The sequence below is a fragment of the Pseudoalteromonas sp. A41-2 genome (assembly GCF_015767615.1).
In the GTDB taxonomy this organism is placed as follows: domain Bacteria; phylum Pseudomonadota; class Gammaproteobacteria; order Enterobacterales; family Alteromonadaceae; genus Pseudoalteromonas; species Pseudoalteromonas lipolytica.
The window spans coordinates 3,309,564-3,332,411 of record NZ_CP065231.1 but is presented as its reverse complement, the minus strand read 5'-3'; the positions used below and the strand labels follow the sequence as shown (position 1 = coordinate 3,332,411).

Below are 22,848 nucleotides of genomic sequence, written 5' to 3'. Positions count from 1 at the left end.
GGGTAGATTAACAAGAAGGTGAAGGGTATGGGATGGTTTAGCAGTCCTAAAAATGTTGAGTCAAATAATGATTTGGTTGTTGCAGCATTAAATAAATCGCTTGCAGTGATTGAGTTTCAACCGTCTGGGTCGATCATTACTGCCAATGCAAATTTTTTAAATGCCATGGGCTATCGGCTAGAAGAAGTTCAGGGTCAACATCATTCAATGTTTATTGCAGAAGAAGATGCACAAAGTCCCGAATACCAACAGTTTTGGCAGCGCTTGCGCAGCGGTGAATTTATTTCGGATGAATTTAAACGGTTCGGTAAAAACGGCAAAGAAATTTGGATCCAAGCAACCTATAACCCAATTATTGATAGCAATGGTAGCGTAGTCAAAGTGATTAAATTCGCCAGCGATATCACTGCACAGAAGGAGCTTGAAAAACAATCTAAACGTGATGCTGACCTGTCAAATGCACTGCGTGTATGCCAAGCAAATGTGATGATGGCTAACAATGATTTAGAAATAGTGTTTGTAAATGAGCAAGTGAAGCAAATGCTCAAAGCACGTGAAGCCGCATTGAAAACAGTGCTGCCTAGCTTTTCTGTTGAAAATTTAATTGGCACCTGTGTTGATGATTTTCATAAGCATCCTTCACATCAACGTGAATTACTAAAGAATTTATCTGAACCCTATAAAACGACACTGCGCTTAGCGGGTCTTATTTTTAGCTTGATTGCAACCCCTTGGGTTAATTCGTCGGGTAAGCGTTTAGGGACAATTGTTGAATGGCAAGATATCACTGACAGTGTCAATAAAGCAGAAGCCGAAAAGCGTGAAGCTGAAGAGAATCTACGGGTACGTCGCGCGCTTGACCGCGTAGGCACTAACACCATGATTGCCGATGCGAATAACGACATCATCTATATGAACGAAGCGGTGCTCAATATGATGAAAGTGGCAGAGAGCGATCTTCGAAAAGACCTGCCTAACTTTAACAGCAGTAATTTACTCGGTCAGAATATTGATGTGTTCCATAAAAACCCTGCACATCAACGTAATTTATTATCAAAACTGAGTGATACCTACAGCACTGAGATTCAAGTAGGTGGACGTACTTTTGGTTTGGTAGCTAACCCTATTTTTACCCCTGAAAACGAACGAATTGGAACGGTTGTTGAGTGGGAAGATAGAACCGCAGAAGTTGCTATCGAGAAAGAAATCGCTGGTCTGGTAACCGCTGCAGGTAAAGGTGATTTAGAGGCACGAGTTGAAATTGCGGGTAAAACAGGCTTCTTCTTACGTTTAGCACAGGGCCTAAATAGCTTAGTGGGTATTGTAGATGATGCCGTAAAAGACACTGCTAATATGCTTGATGCTATGGCTAATGGTGATTTATCTAAGCGTATTGAACAAGAGTACCAAGGTTCATTTGATAAATTAAAACGCGATGCGAATGCCACGGCTGATAAGTTAACGGAGGTTATTAACCGCATAAATACATCAGCGACATTGGTGGCCAGTGGTGCAGAAGAAATCTCGCAAGGCAATGCAGACTTAAGTCAACGTACTGAAGAGCAGGCATCTTCGCTTGAAGAAACAGCATCAAGTATGGAAGAGATGACCAGTACAGTTCGTCAAAATGCCGATAATGCAAAAGAGGTTAACGAGCTTGCCGAAGAGACTCGTAGCAAGGCACAAAAAGGAGGCGAGGTTGTCAACCGTGCCGTAACGAGTATGTCGGCTATTAATGAATCGAGTAAGAAGATAGCAGATATCATCAGTGTAATTGATGAAATTGCCTTCCAAACTAATCTACTTGCATTAAATGCCGCGGTAGAGGCTGCACGTGCTGGTGAACAAGGGCGTGGCTTTGCGGTTGTTGCGGGTGAAGTGCGTAATCTTGCACAGCGCTCAGCTGCTGCGGCAAAAGAAATTAAAGAGCTTATTCGCGACAGTGTCGGCAAAGTTGAAGATGGCACATTATTGGTGAATGAATCAGGTTCAACGTTACAAGAAATTGTCACAGCGGTACAACGCGTAACGGCCATGATTTCGGATATTGCGCAGGCATCGGAAGAGCAAAGCTCAGGTATTGAGCAAGTAAATAAAGCCATTGCACAAATGGATGAAATGACACAGCAAAATGCGGCGCTTGTTGAGCAGGCATCTGCAGCAGGTGAATCAATGGCAGAACAAGCCAATGATATGCGCCGCTTGCTTAACTTCTTCTCGCTATCGAATCAAGAGGAAACAGACATCACAAGCAGAGTGACAGCGTCACCGATTAAACAATCGAGCCCGTCTGGGCGCTCAGCTCCCAAAGGAAATAACTTTGTTGACCCAGGCGATGAGTGGGAAGAGTTTTAATACGCTTGCCGTTTCACCATAGTGAATGTCAATGGTGTGAACTAACAAAGCTTATTGAGCAAAAAGACACGGCAAGGTGACCAAAGTAAGGGGATCATGAGTAACCGCTTACCTGCAGTGGGTTACCTTACGTATCGGTGCAATCATGCTTAACACGCTTATGATCGTCTCGCTGTTTTTACCCGCGGGACTGATTAACCACTTAAGTTAATGGTTTGACTATAATGCGCGCACTCTTTGAGGCTAGTGGGTCCAGACATGAAAGAGTTTTTACTGACAGACAGTGATTTCAAAAACATTTCGTCACAGGTATATGATGCTTGCGGTATTGTGCTTGCTGAACATAAACGAGAAATGGTGTATTCACGCCTAGCAAGGCGTATACGGCTTCATAAGCTTAAAAGCTTTAAAGAGTACTTAGATTACTTAGAAGAGCATAAAGAGCATGAGTTTAGCGAGTTTATAAATGCAATTACCACCAACTTAACCTCTTTCTTTCGTGAGCCTCATCACTTTAGTTACCTAAAAAATACCATTGTACCTAAGCTGCTCGTTTCTAATGCGAAGAGCAAGCGAGTACGTGTTTGGTCGGCTGGGTGCTCTACAGGTGAAGAGCCTTACACAATTGCAATGACCCTAAGTGATTTATTTCCAAAAGATTGGGATGTGAAAATACTGGCCACCGATCTTGACTCTAATGTGCTTGCGAAAGCACAAGCAGGCACTTACACGGCTGCGAATGTAAATGGCTTAGAAGACAGTCAGCTTAAACGTTGGTTTCTAAAAAGCCACGATGGACAGCTTTATAAAGTGAAACCAGCGCTACAAAAAAACATTTTTTTTAAACGCTTAAACTTACTGCAAAGTTGGCCAATGAAAGGTCCTTTTGATGTGATTTTTTGTCGCAATGTGGTGATTTACTTTGATAAGTCGACCAAAGATACACTCTTTCGACGCTATTATGAGTTACTTAGTAACTCAGGCCATTTATTTTTGGGGCACTCAGAGACACTCGGTAAAGATCACAGAGAATTTAAGAATTTAGGCCAAACGATCTACCAAAAGGTGGTCTATGAACACTCATTATAAAGCAGTTTTACCAGGGTTTGAGCATGTAAAACGCTTTTGGGATAACCGCAGGCAAAAGGTGATAGCGAAAGTATTGCCGGGTGAATTCTATGTTTCAAAATCGGATGAACTCATCACCACGGTGTTAGGGTCTTGTATTGCAGCGTGTATCTACGATGATGGGTTAGGCATTGGTGGCATGAATCACTTTATGTTACCGATTGAAAAAGGCGTTGATCCCGCCAATGCGCATAGCCTTAATTGCCGTTATGGCAACTGGGCTATGGAGTACTTGATCAATGAAATTCTGAAAAATGGAGCCTCAAAACGAAACTTAAAAGTAAAGTTATTCGGCGGGGGTAAAATTATTCGCTCAATGACAGATATCGGGGTGGGTAATATTCGTTTTGCAAATGCTTATGTACTTGAAGAGGGTTTAGATTTAGTATCTCACGATGTAGGTGGACCTTGGCCTCGTAAGATCATCTTTGATCCGCAAACGGGAAAAGCACAGGTGAAAAAGCTACGTGAACTACATACAGATAAACTTGAAGAACGTGAAGTTAAATACTTACACGAAATTGAGCAACAAGATGCAAAAACGGATATTGAGCTATTTTAGGAGAGCATATGATCAAAGTCCTTATTGTTGATGATTCTCCTTTGATACGCGGATTGCTTAAAGAGATTCTTGAGCAAGCAGATGATATTCACGTTGTGGGGTCTGCAGAAGACCCCTACGAAGCGAGAGAACAAATAAAACGCCTCAACCCTGACGTGTTAACGCTTGATATTGAAATGCCCAAAATGGATGGTTTAAGTTTTCTTAAAAACTTAATGCGTCTACGGCCTATGCCGGTGGTAATGATATCAACATTAACACAAAAGGGATCGCCCATTACCCTCGAAGCGCTTGAAACGGGAGCGGTTGATTTTATAGCAAAACCGACCGCTAACGTGTCTCAAAGTTTGCAACGGTATGCGCATTTATTACATCAAAAAATACGTACAGCGGCTGGTGCTCGGGTTCGCACATTCAAGGAGCAGAGCCTAGAAGCCGATAGCGCCTTATCAACCTTACAATTTAAAGCAAATAGTGTGCTGGCGATTGGTGCTTCGACAGGTGGCACCGAGGCAATTAAAGAGGTTTTGGTGCGTATGCCTGAGCAATGTCCACCTATTGTCATTACGCAGCACATTCCGCCAGTATTTAGCACTTCGTTTGCTATGCGTATGGATCGTACCTGTAAAATTAATGTCAAAGAGGCAGAGCACGGTGATAAATTACGCCCCGGTTGGGCTTACATTGCACCGGGCGATCAACATTTAAGTATTGTAAAACAAGGTTCTGCTTTGTATTGCCAACTCGATAGATCTGAATTAGTTAATCGCCATCGACCTGCAGTGGATGTATTGTTTAATTCGTTATTGGTTGCGTGTCCAAAAGCCACGATTGCTGCGTTACTCACAGGCATGGGGAGTGATGGCGCGAAAGGGTTACTGGCATTAAAACAAGCGGGGGCTTATACAATTGCACAAGACGAGTTATCGTCAGTGGTGTGGGGCATGCCAAAAGCCGCTATCGAACTGGATGCGGCTCATGAAATTGTGCGTCTTGATAAAATTACCGCGCAAATGCTTAAGCAGGCCGTTAAGGTGTGATCACCCAAGGTTGTGAAAACCAATAATAGCTGCCTTTTTTCTCAATCGAAGGGGCCGTACAATTAAAACGTGAACGGCCACTTTTCAATTTAGCTGGCGAGATAATTTGCACCGTGTCTTTGCTTGTCCAATTTAAGTCTGCTTGACCAATCCCCGAGACATAGCACGCAAATTGGCTTTTATGAAAGTCTTGCATATCAAATTGAATGCTTAAGCTAGGTGGATTCTCGTTAGTAACACTGTCTGAGTAATTTAACGCTTTGATAGTGAAAGCCTGTGACGCTAATTTTGTCGATAATGTATCAAGTTTGGAGTAAAAGCCTGATGCAGGGAAGCGTGGTAAACGGGTAAAGTCAGAATGAATACCCACCGCACCTGAGTGTTGACCAATACCAACAAAGCCAATTGACTTAACCAGTGCTTGAAGTGAATTATTAAATTCGCCATAGGGATAGGCTACGTATTTATAGTCATGACCAATCTCTTCTTTGATACGCTTTTGTGCTGCGAGAATGTCGTTTTTAGTCCGTGCTTGCCATTGTGCGTCAGTTTCACCCTGTTGCTTTAAATGCATGTAATTATGCGCTTGGGTGTGATTACTAATAAGTGCCCCTTTTTTAGAAAGCGCTTTTAATTGCTGCCATGTCATGACATAGCTTTTACCTTCATCAATCAGTTTTGGATTAACAAAAATAGTGTAGGGGTAGCCGAACTTCTCAAGAATTGGCGCGGCTTGTTCATAATTGTTTTTATAACCATCGTCAAAGGTAATTGCGACGGTTTTATCGGTTAATTCTTTGCCAGATTGCAGTGAACTAATTAGCTCATTTAATGGCACTACAGTAAAGTGATGATCTTTTAAATACTGCATGTGTTTTATAAATGTTTCACTGCTGACACTGGTGACCGCAGGAAGGGTTTCACTCACATGATGATACTGTAAAATAACGGCGCCGTGGGCACGCATTGATAAACCTAACAGGACTGCAAAAATTACATGAAACATTTTCTTAAACGTCATAAGGCACACCATAAAAGTTTGCTGTTATTAGCCGGTCCAATGATCTTATCAAATATTACTGTCCCACTGTTAGGATTAGTTGATACTGCCGTGATTGGTCACTTAGGAAGTGCTCACTACTTGGCGGGGATAGCGTTAGGCTCTACGGTTATTTCGTTACTATTTTGGCTGGCAGGCTTTTTAAGAATGAGTACGACGGGGCTGGTGGCACAAGCTTACGGTAAAAATGACCTTACTTTGCTAGGTGAACTGTTAAAGCGTAGTTTGTTGCTTGCAACTGGGGTTGCGTTGTTATTAATCGCGCTCAGCACACCAATTCAATCCTTAATGGCTTACTTGTCAAATGCCAATCAAGCTGTTTTAGAACAGGCGTATAGCTATTTTTCTGTTCGTATTTTTAGTGCGCCAGCGGCCCTTTGTAATTTGGTGCTATTAGGGTGGATGCTCGGTGTACATTATGGACGAGGTCCATTTTATTTATTATTAATTACCAATATCACAAATATTGTGCTCGATATTTACTTTGTGGTTTTTCTTAATTGGGGAGTGGCGGGCGCGGCTTGGGCCTCGCTTATTGCCGATTATATCGCATTCGGTTTTGCTGTTTTTCTGGTGTTACAACTTGCTAAAAAGCAAGGTATTAATTTGGCCGTTAAAGCATGGTTAAGCGTAGCTAAAATAGGCGAGCTGCTTAATTTAAACCGCGATATTTTCATTCGTTCACTGGCACTGCAATTGTGCTTTAGCTTTATGACTTTTTATGGCGCTAGAATCGGTGAAACAACATTAGCAGCTAATGCCGTATTGCTGAACTTTCTGATGTTGGTGAGTTTTGCTTTAGATGGTATTGCTTATGCGAGCGAAGCAAAAGTAGGCAAAGCCAAAGGGGAGCAGAGTGTTGAACAGATCAAACTTTGGGTGAATTTAAGCTTGTTCTGGGGAGGACTCTTTGCGCTCTTTTATAGCCTGATTTTTTTAGTGTTTGGTGGCGCTATTATTCGCCTTTTAACCGATGTGCCTGAGGTTGTCAGTCTGGCTACACACTACTTACCTTGGGTCATTATATTGCCCATTGCGGCCATGGGGTGCTTTTTATTCGATGGTGTATTTGTTGGTTTAACACGCGCAAAAGACATGCGAAATACCATGCTAATAAGCGCGACATTTGGTTTCTTTGGGTTATTTTGGTTGGTAAGCGACTGGCAAAATCATGGATTATGGTTCGCTATGACAAGCTTTATGTTATTGCGTGGCGTTACGTTATGGCTACGTTATCGCGCAATGGTTAAGCAACAACAGTTGTTAATTTGAGTGGTTATTTCCACAGGTCAAGATCATCATCTTTAGGGGATGTACGCTTAAGCACTTGTGCGAAACGGTTCGCAAAAATACCTAAGTAGCCCCAAAATGCAAAAAACAATGCAACAGCTAAAATGACAAGCCCCACAAGCTGGAAAATTGCGGGTCCATAATAGCCGATAGCAATGAATATCACGGCTAGCACAAACAGTGCTAAGCCGCGAAGAAAGCGTTTTAGGCTTAATTTGGGGTCGCTACCTAAGCGAAAAACCCACTGCTTAAGCATCTTAAGCGCTAATTAGTAGTATGAGTGCTCACCCGGGTTGTGATCAGTAATATCTCTCACCCCTGTGATCTCATCAAATTTAGCGATCATTTCTTTTTCGATGCCTTCTTTTAACGTCACATCGATCATTGAACAACCATTACAGCCACCACCAAATTGCAGTACTGCAATACCATCGGCTGTAATTTCCACAAGGCTTACTTGGCCACCGTGGTTAGCAAGTTGCGGGTTAACTTCGGTTTCAAGCATATGTTGAACACGTTCTTGAAGCGTCGCATCGTCGGTCAGCTTACGTGCTTTTGCATTCGGTGCTTTAAGCGTTAGCTGAGTACCCATTTTGTCAGTCACAAAATCGATTTCAGCTTCTTGTAAGAAAGGAGCACTTTCTGCATCAACAATGGCATCAAAACCATTAAATGGTAAACGAATGTCGCTTGCTTCAACTGCGTCTTCAGGGCAGTAAGAAACACCACACTCAGCTTGCGAAGTACCTGGGTTTACAACAAACACACGAATGTTAGTTTGTTCAGCTTGGTCTGCTAAAAGTTTAGCAAAATGAGATTGTGCAGATTCAGAAATAGAAATCATAAAACGAACTATACTTGACTAAATTACTCGGATACTGCCTATCATACTCCGCTCATCGTGTTGTCGCCAGTGTTGAGCGTAAAAAGTTGCATCTATTTTATCGAATGGTAGCGTGAAAACATCAAACAATAACAGGTGCTATCTATGCGTTTAATAATAACAATATTAACCATGCTAGTGAGTTTTTCAGCATTAGCAAAACCACTTTCCTATTATTTTGAAGAAGATGTGAAATTTGATCCGCTTATTCCAACCCCGCAAGAGGTTTTAGGCTACGAAGTGGGCGAGTGGCATGTACGCCATGATCAACTTGTTCAGTATATGCAAATATTGGCAGACAAAAGTGAGCGTATTAACATTGAAGTAATTGGCCGGACGCACGAGCAGCGACCCTTGGTCATGTTAACGATTACTGCGCCAGATAAATTAGGCCAAGTAGAGCAAATTCGTAAAGCACATTTAGCTCGCTTAAGCGGTGGAAATACTGACTCAAGCAAGCAACCTGCGGTTGTGTGGATGGGTTACAGTGTGCATGGCAATGAGTCTTCAGGTAGCAACGCATCGCTATTAGTTGCTTATTATCTTGCTGCGGCACAAGGGCCTGAAATTGACACCTTATTAAACAACACCGTTATTTTATTAGACCCCTCTTTGAATCCTGATGGCTTAGCGCGTTTTGCGAATTGGGCAAATAGCAATCGAGGCATGAACTTATCATCGGACCCTGAAACACGTGAGCACCGTGAAAGCTGGCCGAGCAGTCGTACTAACCATTATCTTTTTGATTTAAATCGTGACTGGTTGTTACTACAACACCCTGAGTCACGTGCGCGTATTGCCCAGTTCCATCACTGGAAGCCTAATATTTTAACTGACTTTCATGAAATGGGCCCAAATAGCACATTCTTCTTTCAACCGGGAATACCAACGCGTAAACACCCAATTACACCAGAAGAAAATGTGACATTAACGAAAGCAATTGCAAATTATCATGCAAAGACGCTTGATGAGCATAATGCGCTGTATTTTACTGAAGAAAGCTTTGACGATTTTTACTATGGCAAGGGGTCAACCTACCCAGATGTAAATGGTGGCGTGGGTATTTTATTTGAACAAGCCAGTTCTCGTGGGCACTTACAAGAAACAATTAACGGCCCGTTGAGTTTTCCATTTACTATTAAAAATCAACTGTTAACGAGCTTATCTACATTCCAAGCAGCGATTGATAATCGCCAAGACTTACTAGACTATCAAGCTGAGTTTTACACTAAAGCTACGGATCTTGCTGGCGATGAAGATTTTAAAGGCTATGTGGTAAAAGGCGGCGCTGATAATAGCCGTATGGCGTATTTTTTAGACGTGTTAAAGCAACACCAAATCAATGCGTATTTGCTTGAAGAGCCCTTAAAAGTGAATGGTCAGAGCTTTTCTGAAAAAAGCTACTACGTGCCATTAGCACAGCCACAATTTCGTTTAGTAAAAGCGATTTTTAGCGAGCAACAACGCTTTGTTGACAATACTTTTTATGATGTTTCGGGCTGGACATTGGCCCATGCATTTAATTTAGAGTTTGCCAAAGTGAGCAGCAATTGGGGCTTAAACATTGCAAAAATGCCGTGGCAGAAAACGGTTAAATCAAGCTTCGCTGCGTTACCACAAAGCTATGCTTATGCATTTAAGTGGGATGACTACCTTGCTCCTAAAATGTTAAATAACTTACTTAAGCAAGGTGTTCAAGCGCGTGTTGCGCTTAGTTCACTTACAGCAAAAACACCCGCAGGTGAGGTTGCTTTTGAGCCAGGCAGTATTTTATTACCAGCCGGTATTCAAACAGACCCTAATTGGGTGCGTTATTTAAACCAAGCACAAACAGATTTCGGTATTGAAATTGTTCCCATCAGCTCTGGTTTAACAGTGAAAGGGGCTGATTTAGGGTCTCGTTCTATGGCTGTTGTTAAAGCACCTAAGGTACTGCTTATTGGTGGCGAAGGAACCAGCCAGTATGAGTTAGGCGAAGTGTGGTATTACCTTGATCGCTTTGTTGATATTGCCCCGAGTATTATTGAAATGGAGCGTTTAGATAATATTAACCTCGATAAGTACAGCCATATTGTGCTTGCGCATGGTAATTATAATCGCCTTGATGATGCGACTAAAATTGCAATAAAAGCGTGGGTTCGTAAAGGCGGGGTAATCTGGGGCCATAAAGGCGGTGCAAAATTCTTAGCGGATCAGCAACTATTAAAAGCGAATTATTTGTCACGCCGTGATGTTGCAAGTGCATTTGATACAAAAGGCCTTACTTATGCCGATAAAGATGACTTAGCAGGGCGCCAACGCATTGCTGGTGCCATCTTTAATACTCACGTTGACTTATCGCATCCACTGACTTTCTCGCTTGAGCGCAATACCTTACCTGTATTTAAAAATAGCACTTGGTTACTTGAAAAATCGGAGGCACCATTTGTTAATGTACTTACTTATACAGACACGCCATTACTTGCAGGCTTTACCGATGATGTCAATGTGGAGCAGGTAGCCGGTGCTGCAGGTTTAATTGCGCACTCTTACGGAAAAGGCAGTGTGATTGGTATGACTGATAATCCCGTTTTTCGTGGTTACTGGTATGGAACAAGCCGATTACTAAGTAATGCATTGTTCTTTGGTCATGCATTTAGTGCATCGGGTGACTAATTAAGGGGAGTCAAACATGTAAGGATTGCCCATACTTGTTTGGCCCCTGCCTGTTTTAATGCCTCTGTTGCTGCGTTTAATGTAGCACCAGAGGTCATCACATCATCAACAATAGCCACCGATTTCCCTGTCAGATCTTGCTGACATACAAACGCATTTTTTACATTCTTTACCCGTTTTGTTTTACTTAGTTTTGATTGTGGCTGGGTGGCTTTTTGTTTATGAAGAGGCGTAATAACGTCTTGCTGTAAGCCCTCTAGAACCGGTAACCACGTTTGGCTTACTTGGTTATAGCCACGCGATAAAAAACGCCTTTTATGTAACGGCATTATGATAAATACATCAGGCCAGTGTGTGTTTGCTGCAAGGGCATGTTGCAGCTGTTTGGTTATGATTTGCTGTAAAGCCACTTTATAATGCTGTTGATTGTTAAATTTTAACTGTATGAGCCATTGTTTATAGGGTGCTTGATACCACGCACAGGCAATGAGATGATCAAAATGACAGTCAGGAAAAGCGTCACAAATATCGGGGCGATGTAAAAGGTTTGGATGACGTGCTAAGTCAAAAAGTGCAAGGTCATCCATACAGTGTGGGCAGAGTGACTGATTACTTTCAATGTGGCCCCTGCAACCCAAACAAAAATTTGGGAACAGCGCATCTAAAGCGACTTTAAACGCCTGAATTAAGCCCGCCATTGCATTCATTCCTTTAAACGCTATTATGAGCGCTAAGTGTGGTTGAGAGTTTATAAATATGCAAAATGAAATGGTGTTGTTACATGGCTGGGGAATGAATCAAGGTGTGTGGCAAGTCATTATGCCTGAACTTACGTTTTTTCATGATGGCGCAGTTCGCTGCTTAGATTTACCTGGGTTTGGTAACGCACAGTCAATACCAACACCTTACACTTTGCATGCTGCGGCAGAGCAGCTCAGTAGCGAATTAAATGAAGGATCAATACTTGTCGGCTGGTCACTGGGAGGGCTGTTTGCTTTGTATATTGCTGCGCACTGGCCTGACAAAGTGGCCAAAGTTGTGCTGGTAGCATCAACCCCATTTTTTGCCCAGCACGATGATTGGCCTGGTATTAAGCCGGACGTCCTGAATGCGTTTAAAGATCAGTTAGTGAGCCATAGAGAAAAAACCATAGAACGCTTTCTCGCTATTCAAGCTATGGGCAGTGAGTCTGCTCGTGATGATATAAAACAGCTAAAATTATTATTGAATGAATACCCCGCTCCCAAAGAGCAGGCGCTAAGTGCAGGACTCGATATACTACAGCACGATGATTTACGCGCTATGTTTGCACAGTTAACGGTGCCTATAGTCGGCATTTTTGGTCGCTTAGATGCGTTAGTGCCTTATCGTGCTCTTAAGAAAATGCAGGCGCTGCAGCCTAATTTTGACTACGAGGTAATTGATAAAGCATCCCATGCCCCGTTTATTTCTCACAAAGAGGCATTTATAACAGCTCTTAAATCAGTGTGTTAAACAAAACCTAGCTTGAGGCCATAAAAATAGCGGGATTATACTTTATTTTGTTCGTTTTGTGAGCGATAATTACGGTTAGATCTCACTGTTGGAGACCATCATGGCAATCGGTTCTGTTTTTAATAATGCGGTAGAAGGTTATAACCGTGCTAGCCAAGGTATTGAAAAGGCAAGCGCAGAGATTAGCCGTGCCTCAATAGATCAACAAGATGATGCTCAGCTTGCGCAGCAGCGCCAATTACAAGCCGCTCGCCCCGATGAAGCAGTCACGCCTCCAGTATCACAACCCGCGCGTATTGATGAGTCGTTGGTCAACTTAAAAGTAGAAGAGTTTAATGCCAAGGCGAATATCAATAGCATTCAAACCGCGGATGAGGTACTGGGCACTTTAATCGATATTAAAGTATAAATATCATGAACATCGTTACTCCTTATCCGGCCATTAACTTAAACACTGCGAATGTGCATACAGAAAGTGCGCGCCGTGATAACCAGTTGCGCGAGGTAATCCCCGCACCTACGGCAACCAAACCCAGTAACGCTGAAAATAAAACTTTAAACGATGGCGAAAAAGCCAGACAACCAGGCACTGACGCTGGCACTTATGATGCGAAAGGCCGTCTTGATGACAACACCGTAGTTCAAGAACGCCAACAAGGCGATTCTGAGCAATCGGAACAAGAGCAACAAGAAACAAAGCAAGAACAAAAAAAAGAGCAACAAGTTGCTGAACAAGAGCAGCAAGATGCGGAACAAATAAAGGAATTAAAAGCCCGTGATACTGAAGTGCGCATTCACGAGCAAGCACATGCATCTGTCGGTGGGCAATATGCGGGTGCGCCAAGTTATGAGTATCAGCGCGGTCCCGATGGTACTAATTACGCTGTTGGTGGAGAGGTTCAAATCGATGTTGCACAAATCGAGGGGGATCCAAAAGCCACCATTGAAAAAATGCAAACTGTACGAGCAGCAGCGCTTGCTCCACAAGAACCCTCAGGTGCTGACCGTGCTATAGCGGCAGATGCAACGCAAAAACTTGCGGCGGCTCAAGCTGAGTTAGCGACTCAGTCTGATGACGATAAGCAGCAAAATGGGCAAGCGTCATTTAGAATTAACCGTGAATTTGCTAATGATGATAGTTCGCAAGTGAGTGCATCGGAGACTAAAACAGCAAAGCGTGACGTGGAAGTAGATCAACGCGCTCAACGAATTGCTAATTTCTATCAAGCGGCAACCTCTGCTGCGGCTCAAAACCAATTTTCTGCGGTTATTTAACCTCATATTTTCTTACACATCACTTACTATAAATAGGGTTGTTCCTATTGTGGTAAAAAATTAGCTCTGTTAGATTGTCCACGATTTTAAATAAGGATGATTTAACATGAAATATGCTGTACTTATCGGTGCACTTTCACTTGTATCAACAGCTGTTATGGCACAAAACACCACACCTCTTAGCTATGATTATGTTGATGCTGGCTATCAGAAAATGAAAATTGATGATGCTGATGATCTTTCTCTCACGGGCTATGGTATCAACGTCAGTAAACAATTTGCACAAAACTGGTATGTGCAAGGCCACTACTCAAAAGTATCTGATGACTTTACAGAGTTAGATATCTACGACAATGTGACTGTTTATGATATGAACAACAACCCAGTCGGTACGGGGCAGACCGAATATCTTTATCGTACAGAGTTAGATATCACGCGTTATGAGTTAGCTTTAGGCTATATTTACTCTCTGTCTGATGTGACTAAAATTGATTATTCAGCGAAGCTGGGCCAGCTAAAATTTGAAGGTGACGTACTGTACAAGCAAGATATCACTTATCAAGAACAAGTACTCGATACCAACTCTGAGAGATATTCTGATTCAGATACAGCTGATATTTTATCTGTAAATGCACAAATTAGGCACTTATTAACCGATTCAATAGAGCTAAATGCGGGTATCGGTTACGAGCGTCTGCATGATGAAGAAAGCGAAAATAATACCGTGCTTCATGTCGGTGCAAATTATGCGATTACAGCTGATTGGTTAGTGACCGCAGCGTATCGAGATGTAAACGACTATTCAGATCTTACCTTCTCAATTCGTTATAATTTTTAGTTAATTAGCAAGCTAGCGAACCTTTCGCTAGCTTCTTTTTATATATTATTTCTGTTCCTGCAATAGTGTTTTCTACAAAAAGCTACATTTTGTATAAATAATCCGCAACGCTTTATATATCAGCACTCTTATGTTTACATGGTGTTAATTTTGTGTCTGAAATGTATACCTCACAGTTTGACCCTTCATAACGCCGCCTGTATATGTCTGTCTGCTAATAGAATTTAGTGTCTCAGCTTTTGCGTAAGCAAAGCTGTTTTAAATTAAATCAGTGGGAATCATATGCAACCTAGCAATAATAAAATAGCACACTTGAAAAAGAGCTCAGTTGCAGTACTTACAGCATTGTATGTAGGTACTTCAGGTTATGCTGCGGCAGAGCCGGGCTTTAATAAAGTGTCAGACAAAGGCTTTTATCAGCCAACATTTACAGCTGAAGATATCGCAAAGTATCAAGAACAAAAACAAATTGCTGATCATCCAAGCTTATTAAAGGGCAGTGTTGAGCGTTTAAATCAACATTATCAAAATCAACAACCAGAACATGTGTTCCAGCCTCAAGAGGGTGTGACAGGTGTTCAAACTTATATCGTTCAAATGACTGAAGAGCCCGTCGCGAGTTACCAAGGTGACATTCAGGGCTTTACTGCAACAGCGGTTACTGAATCTCGTTCGTTAATGGTTAATGAGCGCTTGGATACATCGGCACATAAGGTGCGTGCTTATCAGGGTTTCTTAAAGCAGCGCCAAACATCTGTATTAGGCAAGGCACGTGCCGTGGGTGCTAGCATTGATGTTAAAAAGCAATTTACGTTAGCAAACAATGCCGTTGTTGTCGAAATGACGCAGGCGGATGCTGAGCTACTGGCTAAGCAATCGGGTGTGAAACGCATCACACCAAACCGTATTTTCGAACTACGTACAGACCGTGGCCCAGAGTTTATTGGCGCAGATCAATTATGGCAAGGCGCTACACCTGCATCATCAGTGGGTGTTAAAGGCGAAGGCATGGTTGTAGGTATTATTGATACAGGTATCAATACTGACCACCCTGCGTTTGCAAGCGATGAAGAGTACAGCAAATCAAATCCATTTGGTGCAGGTAATTTCGTTGGTGATTGTGAAGCTGATCCTACGTTATGTAATGACAAGTTAATTGGTGTTCGCTCTTACCCTGAAATTACGGCTGCGAATTCAGACTATCGATTTGCACGTGCTGATCGTCGTCCAGAGAATGGTGAAGACTACAACGGTCATGGTTCACATACTGCAAGCACAACCGCGGGTAACTACATAGAGAATACGCCACTTCAAGCAGCCACAGGTGAGAAAGTGAGTGATGGTGAAAACTTACCATTTACCTTTGATCACACCAGTGGTGTTGCACCGCGCGCGCACATTATTTCATACCAAGTATGTCACGCGGGCAACTCAGGCGACTTATACGCTGGTTGTCCTGAGTCGGCGATTTTATCTGCTTTTGAAGATGCAATTGAAGATGGCGTTGATGCGATTAACTTCTCAATCGGTGGCGGTGAAAGCTTCCCGTGGGAAGATCCAATGGAAATGGCATTTTTAAGCGCACGTGAGGCCGGTATTTCTGTTGCTGCTGCTGCGGGTAACTCAGGTCCGTACTATATGTCTGCGGATCATACATCACCTTGGGTGACGACAGTGGGGGCATCAACGCATGATCGCGTGATGGAATTAGGTGTTAAAACCATTAACAACTTCCAAGGTACACGTGCACCTTCTGTTGGTGAGTATGCAGGTAAGAGTTTCGCTGGTGGAATTACTGGTGAGGTTGTTTTAGCTGAGAATTACGACGACCCTAATGCTGACGATGGCTATGATGCAGCTAGCTGTAATGCCCCATTCCCTGCGGGTACTTTCACCGCAGACCAAATAGTGGTGTGTTTACGTGGTGATATTGCGCGTGTTGATAAAGCGAAAAACGTAGCTGCGGGTGGCGCAGGTGGTTTTATCCTGCAAAATATTGCTTTTGGTGAGAACGTTGTTGCAGATAACTATGTGATCCCAGGTATTCACTTATCTTCAAGTGCGCGTTTTGCTATTCGCAACTGGGTGAATGCTAACCCTGATGGCGCTGCAATTGCGACTATTGGTGAGCCGCAAAATAACTATTCGTTTGACGAAGAAGCTGGCAACCAGCTCGCTATTTTTAGCTCTATGGGCCCAAGTTATTATATTAACAACCTTGTTCCTGATTTGACGGCACCAGGTGTTGATATTTATGCTGCGAATGCTGATGACCAACCATTCACTGCCAATCCTAGAGCATCAGACTGGACATTCATGAGTGGTACGTCAATGGCTACTCCGCATGTAACCGGCGCCATGACTTTATTGATGCAAATGCACCCAGATTGGACGCCTGCTGAAGTACAATCGGCTCTGATGATGACGGCGAATAAAGTGCGCATTTCTAACGGTGTTACGTTAGTTGACCCTTACTACAACTTCATGACGGGAAGTGGCTCAATTGATGTTGCGCAAGCGGCAAATGCAGGTCTTATCATGGATGAGACAATCGAAAACTATCACAATGCTAACCCGCGTAATGGCGGTTTAGTGGAGTGGTTAAACCTGCCGACATTAGTAAACCAAGACTGTGAACTGACCTGTTCTTGGATGCGCACAGTGAAAGCGGCTAAAGATGGTTCGTGGGATGCAACAGCCTATGGTTGGGGTATTGAAGGCGAGCAAGAAAGTGCGGGTGTCGAAGTGAGTGTTACACCAAGTAACTTCACACTTAAAGCGGGTGAAACACAAGACGTGATGGTAACGATGAATTTACCGAATATCATTCAGTCTAAACTAGACCCAGCAGAACCCGGCGCACCATGGGACAGCATTATAAACAAAAATGCGTGGTTTAACGGTAAAGTACTTTTTAAAAATACCGATGGTAATTCACCTGATGCTCACTTCACATTAGCGGCTAAAAATGTCATTGATGAGCTTCCAGCCATGGTTGATATCGATATGGCTCGTGCCAATGCATCAGAGTCAATCGTTGTGAATACTGACAGCTACAGTGAGTTTACACCAACTTATTATGGCCTTGTAAAACCGACTGAAGTAACAGCCAATATCTTAGGTGTATCACCTTATGTAACGAAAGACCGTGTAGAAAAAGCATGGGATATTCAGGCAATTGAGGTACCTGAAGGTACAAAACGCCTGATGATTAAAGTGGCATCAACAGAGCAAACGACTGATTTATCAGATATCGTTGAACCGCGTTGGCAAATTAAAAAAGCACACTTAGTGGTGGGTTATGATGCGAATGGTAGTGGCTCGTTCATGGTGTCGGATGAAGACATTGCTGAAGATCCAAATGCATTAATTAAAGCACTGAACGAAGAGATGATTTGTTATTCTTCAAGCAGTGTTGAGGATAACTACTGTAATATTATCGATCCTAAGCCTGGTAAATACTGGTTCGCTACCGCAGCGTTAGCTGGTTTACGCGATGTGGGTTATCAAACAGTGACTCACTATGCATTTGTGAAAGAGCAAAATACGGGTGAGTTCAGTGTGTCGGCTCCACAACAACATTCAGGTAATGGCAACTATGAAATTGCGATTAATTGGAACCTACCAGAAGCGCAGCTAAACGATGTGTATTACGGTGGTTTTGAACTGGGTGATTCAGAAGGTGCTGAAGGGACTTTAGGGTTTACATCAGTTAACTTTAAACGTGACGCTGAAGCGTTAACCCTTAATATTGATCAAGACTCAGCACGCGCTATGGATCTTGTAAATGTTAACGTGAAACTCAAAGCTAACTATGAATCTGACGCGCGCGATTACACTTTAGCGTTAACCATTCCTGAGGGCATGGAAGTTTGGCCTGATACATTGACTTCTAACAACGAGTCAGTTGCTGCTTCATTGGAAGTAGAGGGCAACACTTTAACAATTAAAGGGACTCAAGAGGCTACTCGCAATGTGAAGCGTGATTATGTTGTCACGAATAACATCACCAATGAAATGTGTAAAACGCCAATGATCGATGAGTACTCAACAGGTGGCTACATCGATTTATGGGGTGACTTCCGCATTCAACCAGATGCTTCTTGGTATGAAGGTGGCTCAAATGTTTACTTTGATGTACCAATTGATTGGTTATTCTACAAACAAGGCGCTAAGTTTGAAGTTTATAATCAAGCAAACAACAACGAAGTACGTTTACACCCAACAGGTGCTATGCAATTTACACCAATTTGGTGGATGATGAGTGCGCACCGTGGTCCAGGTTTCTTAGTTGAAGCATTAGCCCCGTTCTGGCGTGGTTCATTTGAAATCACTAATCTACGTGATCCAAGCGATCCAACAGGGTTAACAATTGCAAGTCAATATGCAGAAGAACGTCCTGATCTTGGTGACCTTCTGTTCATGGAATTTGATAATGTTACCGACAAGAATACGGGTGATACTTATGATTATGAAGTGATCTTACGCAGTGGTATTGATGACCATGAAGGTAAGTTTGAAGCGATTTTTGCATACGACAATCTAGGTTCTGATATTGATACAGGCACTATCTTTATTGAAGGTGGTGACAGTGTTTATGCTACAACCGCGGGCTACAAAGACGGTGCTCTAAGCAATGTGATCGGTTTCGATGACCTTGGTAAAATCTTACAAGATGACTTAGTCATTTGTTTTGATTACGTGGGCCCTGAGCAAAGTGAAGTTGAATTTAACTTTACAGCGACAATAAAGCCAGAAGCGAAAGGTACCATGCAAGACATCGCGCTTGATTATCTATTAGGTAGTCAAGAGTCAGGTACATTAATGCACTCGATTGGTGTACAAAGCAATCTTAAAATGGCAGATATTGCTGATATGACGGTTGCTGAAAATGGTCGTATTGATGGCATTGAAGTGATGGTTATTGATGCTGATCAATCGCCAAATGAGCTAGTAATCACGGGTGAACATGTGTCAGCTGAGGTGAACGGTATGTCGTTTAACCTGATCCCTGAACCTTATTTCTTCGGTGAAACTTTTGTAACTGTTACAGTGCAAGACAAAGCAAACCCAACAGATAAAGTAAGCAAAGAGTTTTTACTGACTGTTGAGTCTGATGGTGAAGAAGCCCCCGTGATGGTTAACGACATTGAAGATATGACTGTGATGCAAGGCGATATGTTAGAAAGTATTGCTGTTTCTTTATCACGTGAAACAGAAGAAGCGTTCACTCTTACTGTAGACGCTGATAATGCGACATCAATGGTTGATGGCATGACATTTAGCCTTAAACCTGACGCTGACTTCTATGGTGAGATCCCTGTAACAGTGACATTAACGGGCACAGATACTACTATCTCAACTGACTTTATGGTTACAGTAACCGCCGTTGATCTTGCGATTGTTGCGCTAGAAGATATGTCGGTGATGGAAAACGAGTCAGTTGACAATATTATGGTTAGTTTAACGCGTGAGACAGCTGAAGAGTTCACACTGTCTGTTGATGCTGACAATGCGACGACATCAGTCGATGGCATGTCATTCAGCGTAACGCCTGATGCTAACTACTATGGTACAACGACAGTTAAAGTCACTTTAACCAGTGGTGAAAAATCATTGATGGAAGAATTTGCACTTACAGTTGTTTCAGACGGTATTGAATTAGGTTGTACAGATACCGCTGCAACAAACTACGATGCGAATGCTAATACTGATGATGGTAGCTGTGTATACCCAGAAGTAGAAGAAGATGATGACAGTGGTTCATTCGGTCACTTCATCCTGTTACTCCTTCCATTACTTGCACTACGTCGTCGTAAGTAATCGCTTTAAAGGCTCATTTTAGTGAGCCTTTAAAAACAAAAAAACCGCGTAAGCTTAACTTACGCGGTTTTTTATTAGCCTAATATAATGGCTACTTTTTAACTTTAGCGTTGGCAAAGGCATCGGCAAAGGCATTGCCCATGGCTGCATTACCAAAGTCGCGTTTTGGTTTAGAGGTGTTTTTTACCTTTTGAGCCGCGGCAGGTTTGCTTGTAGTTGCCGCTTTATTGCTGGTATCAACATCATCGTCTAAGCGCATGGTAAAGCTAATACGTTTACGAGCAGCATCCACTTCAAGCACTTTTACTTTTACGATGTCACCCGCTTTGACTACTTCACGCGGATCTGAGATAAACTTATTCGTAATAGCAGAAATATGCACCAAACCGTCTTGGTGAACACCTACATCAACGAAGGCACCAAAGTTTGCTACGTTTGACACCACACCTTCTAGAATCATGCCCGGTTTTAAATCGTTAATGGTTTCAACACCGGCTTTAAACTCGGCCGTTTTAAATTCAGGGCGCGGGTCGCGGCCTGGCTTATCAAGTTCTTTAATGATGTCTGTGACGGTTGGTAAACCAAATTTGTCGTCAATATAGTCGTTCGCAACAAGCTTGTTTAGTATATCTGAGTTACCAATTAAGCTATTGACATCCAGGTTGTTCTTTTCGCAAATACGCTTAACAATCGGGTAGGCTTCAGGGTGAACTGATGACTTATCAAGAGGGTCTGTACCATTAGTGATACGTAAGAAGCCCGCGGCTTGTTCAAATGCTTTTGGCCCTAAACGCTCTACTTTTTTAAGCTCAGAACGCTTGCTGAATGAGCCATTCGCATCACGGTAGTTAACAATGTTCTGTGCCAGAGTTTTGTTTAAACCCGATACACGAGTAAGTAACGGCACTGAAGCCATATTTAAATCAACACCGACAGAGTTTACACAGTCTTCAACCACCGAAGTCAAAGTTTGCCCTAACTGACTTTGTGACACATCGTGTTGGTATTGGCCCACACCAATTGACTTAGGTTCAATTTTAACAAGCTCTGCAAGGGGGTCTTGTAAACGACGCGCAATTGAAACAGCACCACGTAACGATACATCGAGATTAGGAAATTCATTCGCAGCAAACTCAGAGGCAGAGTAAACAGATGCTCCAGCTTCACTGACCATAATTTTGTTAAGGTTAAGCTCGCTGTTTGCTTTTATAAGCTCTGCGACGAGTTTGTCTGATTCACGTGATGCGGTGCCATTACCAATAGCGATTAACTCAACTTTATGCTGGCGACATAATTGTTCAAGCGTGCGCAGTGATTTTTCCCAATGATTTTGAGGGGCATGTGGAAAAATAGTTTGTGTCGTTAATAGTTTACCAGTGCTGTCTACAACAGCTATTTTACAGCCTGTGCGTAAACCTGGATCTAGGCCCAATGTTGTACGAGGACCAGCCGGAGCTGCCATTAATAAGTCTTTTAAGTTCTTTGCAAATACGTCAATGGCACCGGTTTCGGCTTTTTCGCGCATCGCCCCTAAAAACTCATTTTCAAGATGTAAGCTTAATTTAATTTTCCACGCCCACTGCACTACGCTCATTAACCATGCACTCGCTGCTGAGTTGCTAACATCTAAGCGATAATGATCGGCAATCATTTGTGCGCAGATTTGTGCAGGATTTTCAGCACTGGGTTCAGGGTTAATATTGAGCTGCAATACGCCTTCATTTCGTGCTCTTAACATGGCTAAAGCACGGTGAGAAGGCACTTTTTTTAGTGGCTCTTGGTGTTCAAAGTAATCACGGTATTTTGCGCCATCATTTTCTTGGCCAGCAATAACGCGGCTCTCAATTTGACCATGTTGACTTATATGACTGCGGAATTTTGCAAGCAACTTAGCATCTTCAGCAAAGCGCTCCATTAAAATGAACTTAGCCCCATCGAGTACGGTTTTCGTATCAGCAAAACCAGCATCGGCATTGATGTAGTCAGTGGCGTGTTGTTCAGGGTCTAAGTTTGGATCATTAAACAGGGCATCAGCAAGTGGTTCAATACCTGCCTCAATTGCAATTTGCCCTTTGGTACGGCGCTTAGGTTTGAAAGGCAGATATAAATCTTCAAGCTCCGTTTTACTGTCCGCGTTATTAATATCCGCACTGAGCTCGGTTGTTAGTTTTCCTTGCTCTTTAATCGTGGCAAGTATAAAGCTACGGCGCTCTTCTAGTTCACGTAAATACGATAGGCGTTGCTCAAGTAAACGCAGTTGCGTGTCGTCTAAGCCACCCGTTACTTCTTTACGATAACGCGCGATAAAAGGTACTGTGGCACCTTCATCAAGTAATTTGATTGCAGCAACAACTTGTGGTTGCTGGGCATTTAGCTCAGTCGCTAAGCGTGCAGAGATATTGCTCATGCATAAACCTTTTTAAAAAATAGAAAATCAGTAAAACT

16 protein-coding genes are annotated in these 22,848 nt (G+C 42.7%); 11 read left to right on the top strand and 5 right to left on the bottom strand.

What is annotated here, in order from left to right:
* Window positions 1-27: 27 nt before the first annotated feature.
* The 4 genes from IT970_RS14985 (at window position 28) to IT970_RS14970 (ending at window position 5,085) form a co-directional block, all read left to right on the top strand.
* A complete protein-coding gene (locus tag IT970_RS14985) occupies window positions 28-2,355 on the top strand; it encodes a methyl-accepting chemotaxis protein (RefSeq protein ID WP_065979414.1) in 2,328 nt (775 codons plus the stop codon).
* Between the two features lie 258 nt (window positions 2,356-2,613).
* Window positions 2,614-3,444, top strand: coding sequence for a CheR family methyltransferase (locus IT970_RS14980; protein ID WP_036973409.1), 831 nt, complete (start codon window positions 2,614-2,616; stop codon window positions 3,442-3,444).
* A complete protein-coding gene (gene cheD / locus IT970_RS14975; protein WP_036973407.1) occupies window positions 3,428-4,045 on the top strand; it encodes a chemoreceptor glutamine deamidase CheD in 618 nt (205 codons plus the stop codon). The genes IT970_RS14980 and cheD overlap by 17 nt, the downstream gene beginning before the upstream one ends.
* An 8-nt stretch (window positions 4,046-4,053) precedes the next feature.
* Window positions 4,054-5,085 carry a protein-glutamate methylesterase/protein-glutamine glutaminase gene (locus tag IT970_RS14970; protein WP_196857464.1) on the top strand — a complete coding sequence of 344 codons (1,032 nt, stop codon included), beginning with the start codon at window positions 4,054-4,056 and terminating at the stop codon, window positions 5,083-5,085.
* Here the strand turns inward: IT970_RS14970 and IT970_RS14965 are convergent.
* The gene (locus IT970_RS14965) at window positions 5,075-6,106 is read right to left on the bottom strand and encodes a polysaccharide deacetylase family protein (protein ID WP_036973405.1); all 1,032 of its coding nucleotides are present in this window, start codon (window positions 6,104-6,106) and stop codon (window positions 5,075-5,077) included. The two genes, IT970_RS14970 and IT970_RS14965, sit on opposite strands and share 11 nt — an antisense overlap.
* Between IT970_RS14965 and dinF the strand changes: the two genes are divergently transcribed.
* Window positions 6,083-7,417 (top strand): MATE family efflux transporter DinF, encoded by a 1,335-nt coding sequence (dinF, locus tag IT970_RS14960; RefSeq protein WP_118844724.1) that lies wholly within the window; start codon window positions 6,083-6,085, stop codon window positions 7,415-7,417. The genes IT970_RS14965 and dinF overlap by 24 nt on opposite strands.
* A 4-nt stretch (window positions 7,418-7,421) precedes the next feature.
* On the opposite strand, the gene IT970_RS14955 is transcribed toward dinF, so the two are convergent.
* Window positions 7,422-7,691: a hypothetical protein gene (locus tag IT970_RS14955; protein ID WP_118844723.1), complete on the bottom strand. Its 270-nt coding sequence runs from the start codon at window positions 7,689-7,691 to the stop codon at window positions 7,422-7,424.
* 12 nt (window positions 7,692-7,703) lie between these two features.
* Window positions 7,704-8,279, bottom strand: a complete 576-nt coding sequence (nfuA, locus tag IT970_RS14950; protein WP_036973401.1) for a Fe-S biogenesis protein NfuA — start codon at window positions 8,277-8,279, stop codon at window positions 7,704-7,706.
* A gap of 144 nt (window positions 8,280-8,423) precedes the next feature.
* Here nfuA and IT970_RS14945 point away from each other — a divergent pair, with 144 nt between their 5' ends.
* Window positions 8,424-10,973, top strand: a complete 2,550-nt coding sequence (locus IT970_RS14945) for a M14 metallopeptidase family protein (RefSeq protein WP_065979410.1) — start codon at window positions 8,424-8,426, stop codon at window positions 10,971-10,973.
* Here IT970_RS14945 and IT970_RS14940 read toward each other — a convergent pair.
* Window positions 10,970-11,671, bottom strand: coding sequence for a ComF family protein (locus IT970_RS14940; protein WP_074989201.1), 702 nt, complete (start codon window positions 11,669-11,671; stop codon window positions 10,970-10,972). The genes IT970_RS14945 and IT970_RS14940 overlap by 4 nt on opposite strands.
* 58 nt (window positions 11,672-11,729) lie before the next feature.
* Here IT970_RS14940 and bioH point away from each other — a divergent pair, with 58 nt between their 5' ends.
* The 5 genes from bioH (at window position 11,730) to IT970_RS14915 (ending at window position 20,403) form a co-directional block, all read left to right on the top strand.
* Window positions 11,730-12,467, top strand: a complete 738-nt coding sequence (gene bioH / locus IT970_RS14935) for a pimeloyl-ACP methyl ester esterase BioH (protein ID WP_118844722.1) — start codon at window positions 11,730-11,732, stop codon at window positions 12,465-12,467.
* 100 nt (window positions 12,468-12,567) lie between these two features.
* The gene (locus IT970_RS14930; RefSeq protein ID WP_036973397.1) at window positions 12,568-12,876 is read left to right on the top strand and encodes a hypothetical protein; all 309 of its coding nucleotides are present in this window, start codon (window positions 12,568-12,570) and stop codon (window positions 12,874-12,876) included.
* A 5-nt stretch (window positions 12,877-12,881) separates the two neighbouring features.
* Window positions 12,882-13,742: a putative metalloprotease CJM1_0395 family protein gene (locus IT970_RS14925; protein ID WP_118844721.1), complete on the top strand. Its 861-nt coding sequence runs from the start codon at window positions 12,882-12,884 to the stop codon at window positions 13,740-13,742.
* A 106-nt stretch (window positions 13,743-13,848) separates the two neighbouring features.
* Entirely contained in the window at window positions 13,849-14,580 is a 732-nt protein-coding gene (locus tag IT970_RS14920; RefSeq protein ID WP_065979407.1) for an outer membrane beta-barrel protein, read from the top strand.
* Window positions 14,581-14,862: 282 nt separating this feature from the next.
* On the top strand, window positions 14,863-20,403 hold the full coding sequence (locus tag IT970_RS14915) for a S8 family serine peptidase (protein WP_118844827.1): 5,541 nt from the start codon (window positions 14,863-14,865) through the stop codon (window positions 20,401-20,403).
* Window positions 20,404-20,494: 91 nt separating this feature from the next.
* On the opposite strand, the gene IT970_RS14910 is transcribed toward IT970_RS14915, so the two are convergent.
* Window positions 20,495-22,810 (bottom strand): Tex family protein, encoded by a 2,316-nt coding sequence (locus IT970_RS14910; protein WP_065979405.1) that lies wholly within the window; start codon window positions 22,808-22,810, stop codon window positions 20,495-20,497.
* Between the last annotated feature and the right edge of the window lie 38 nt (window positions 22,811-22,848).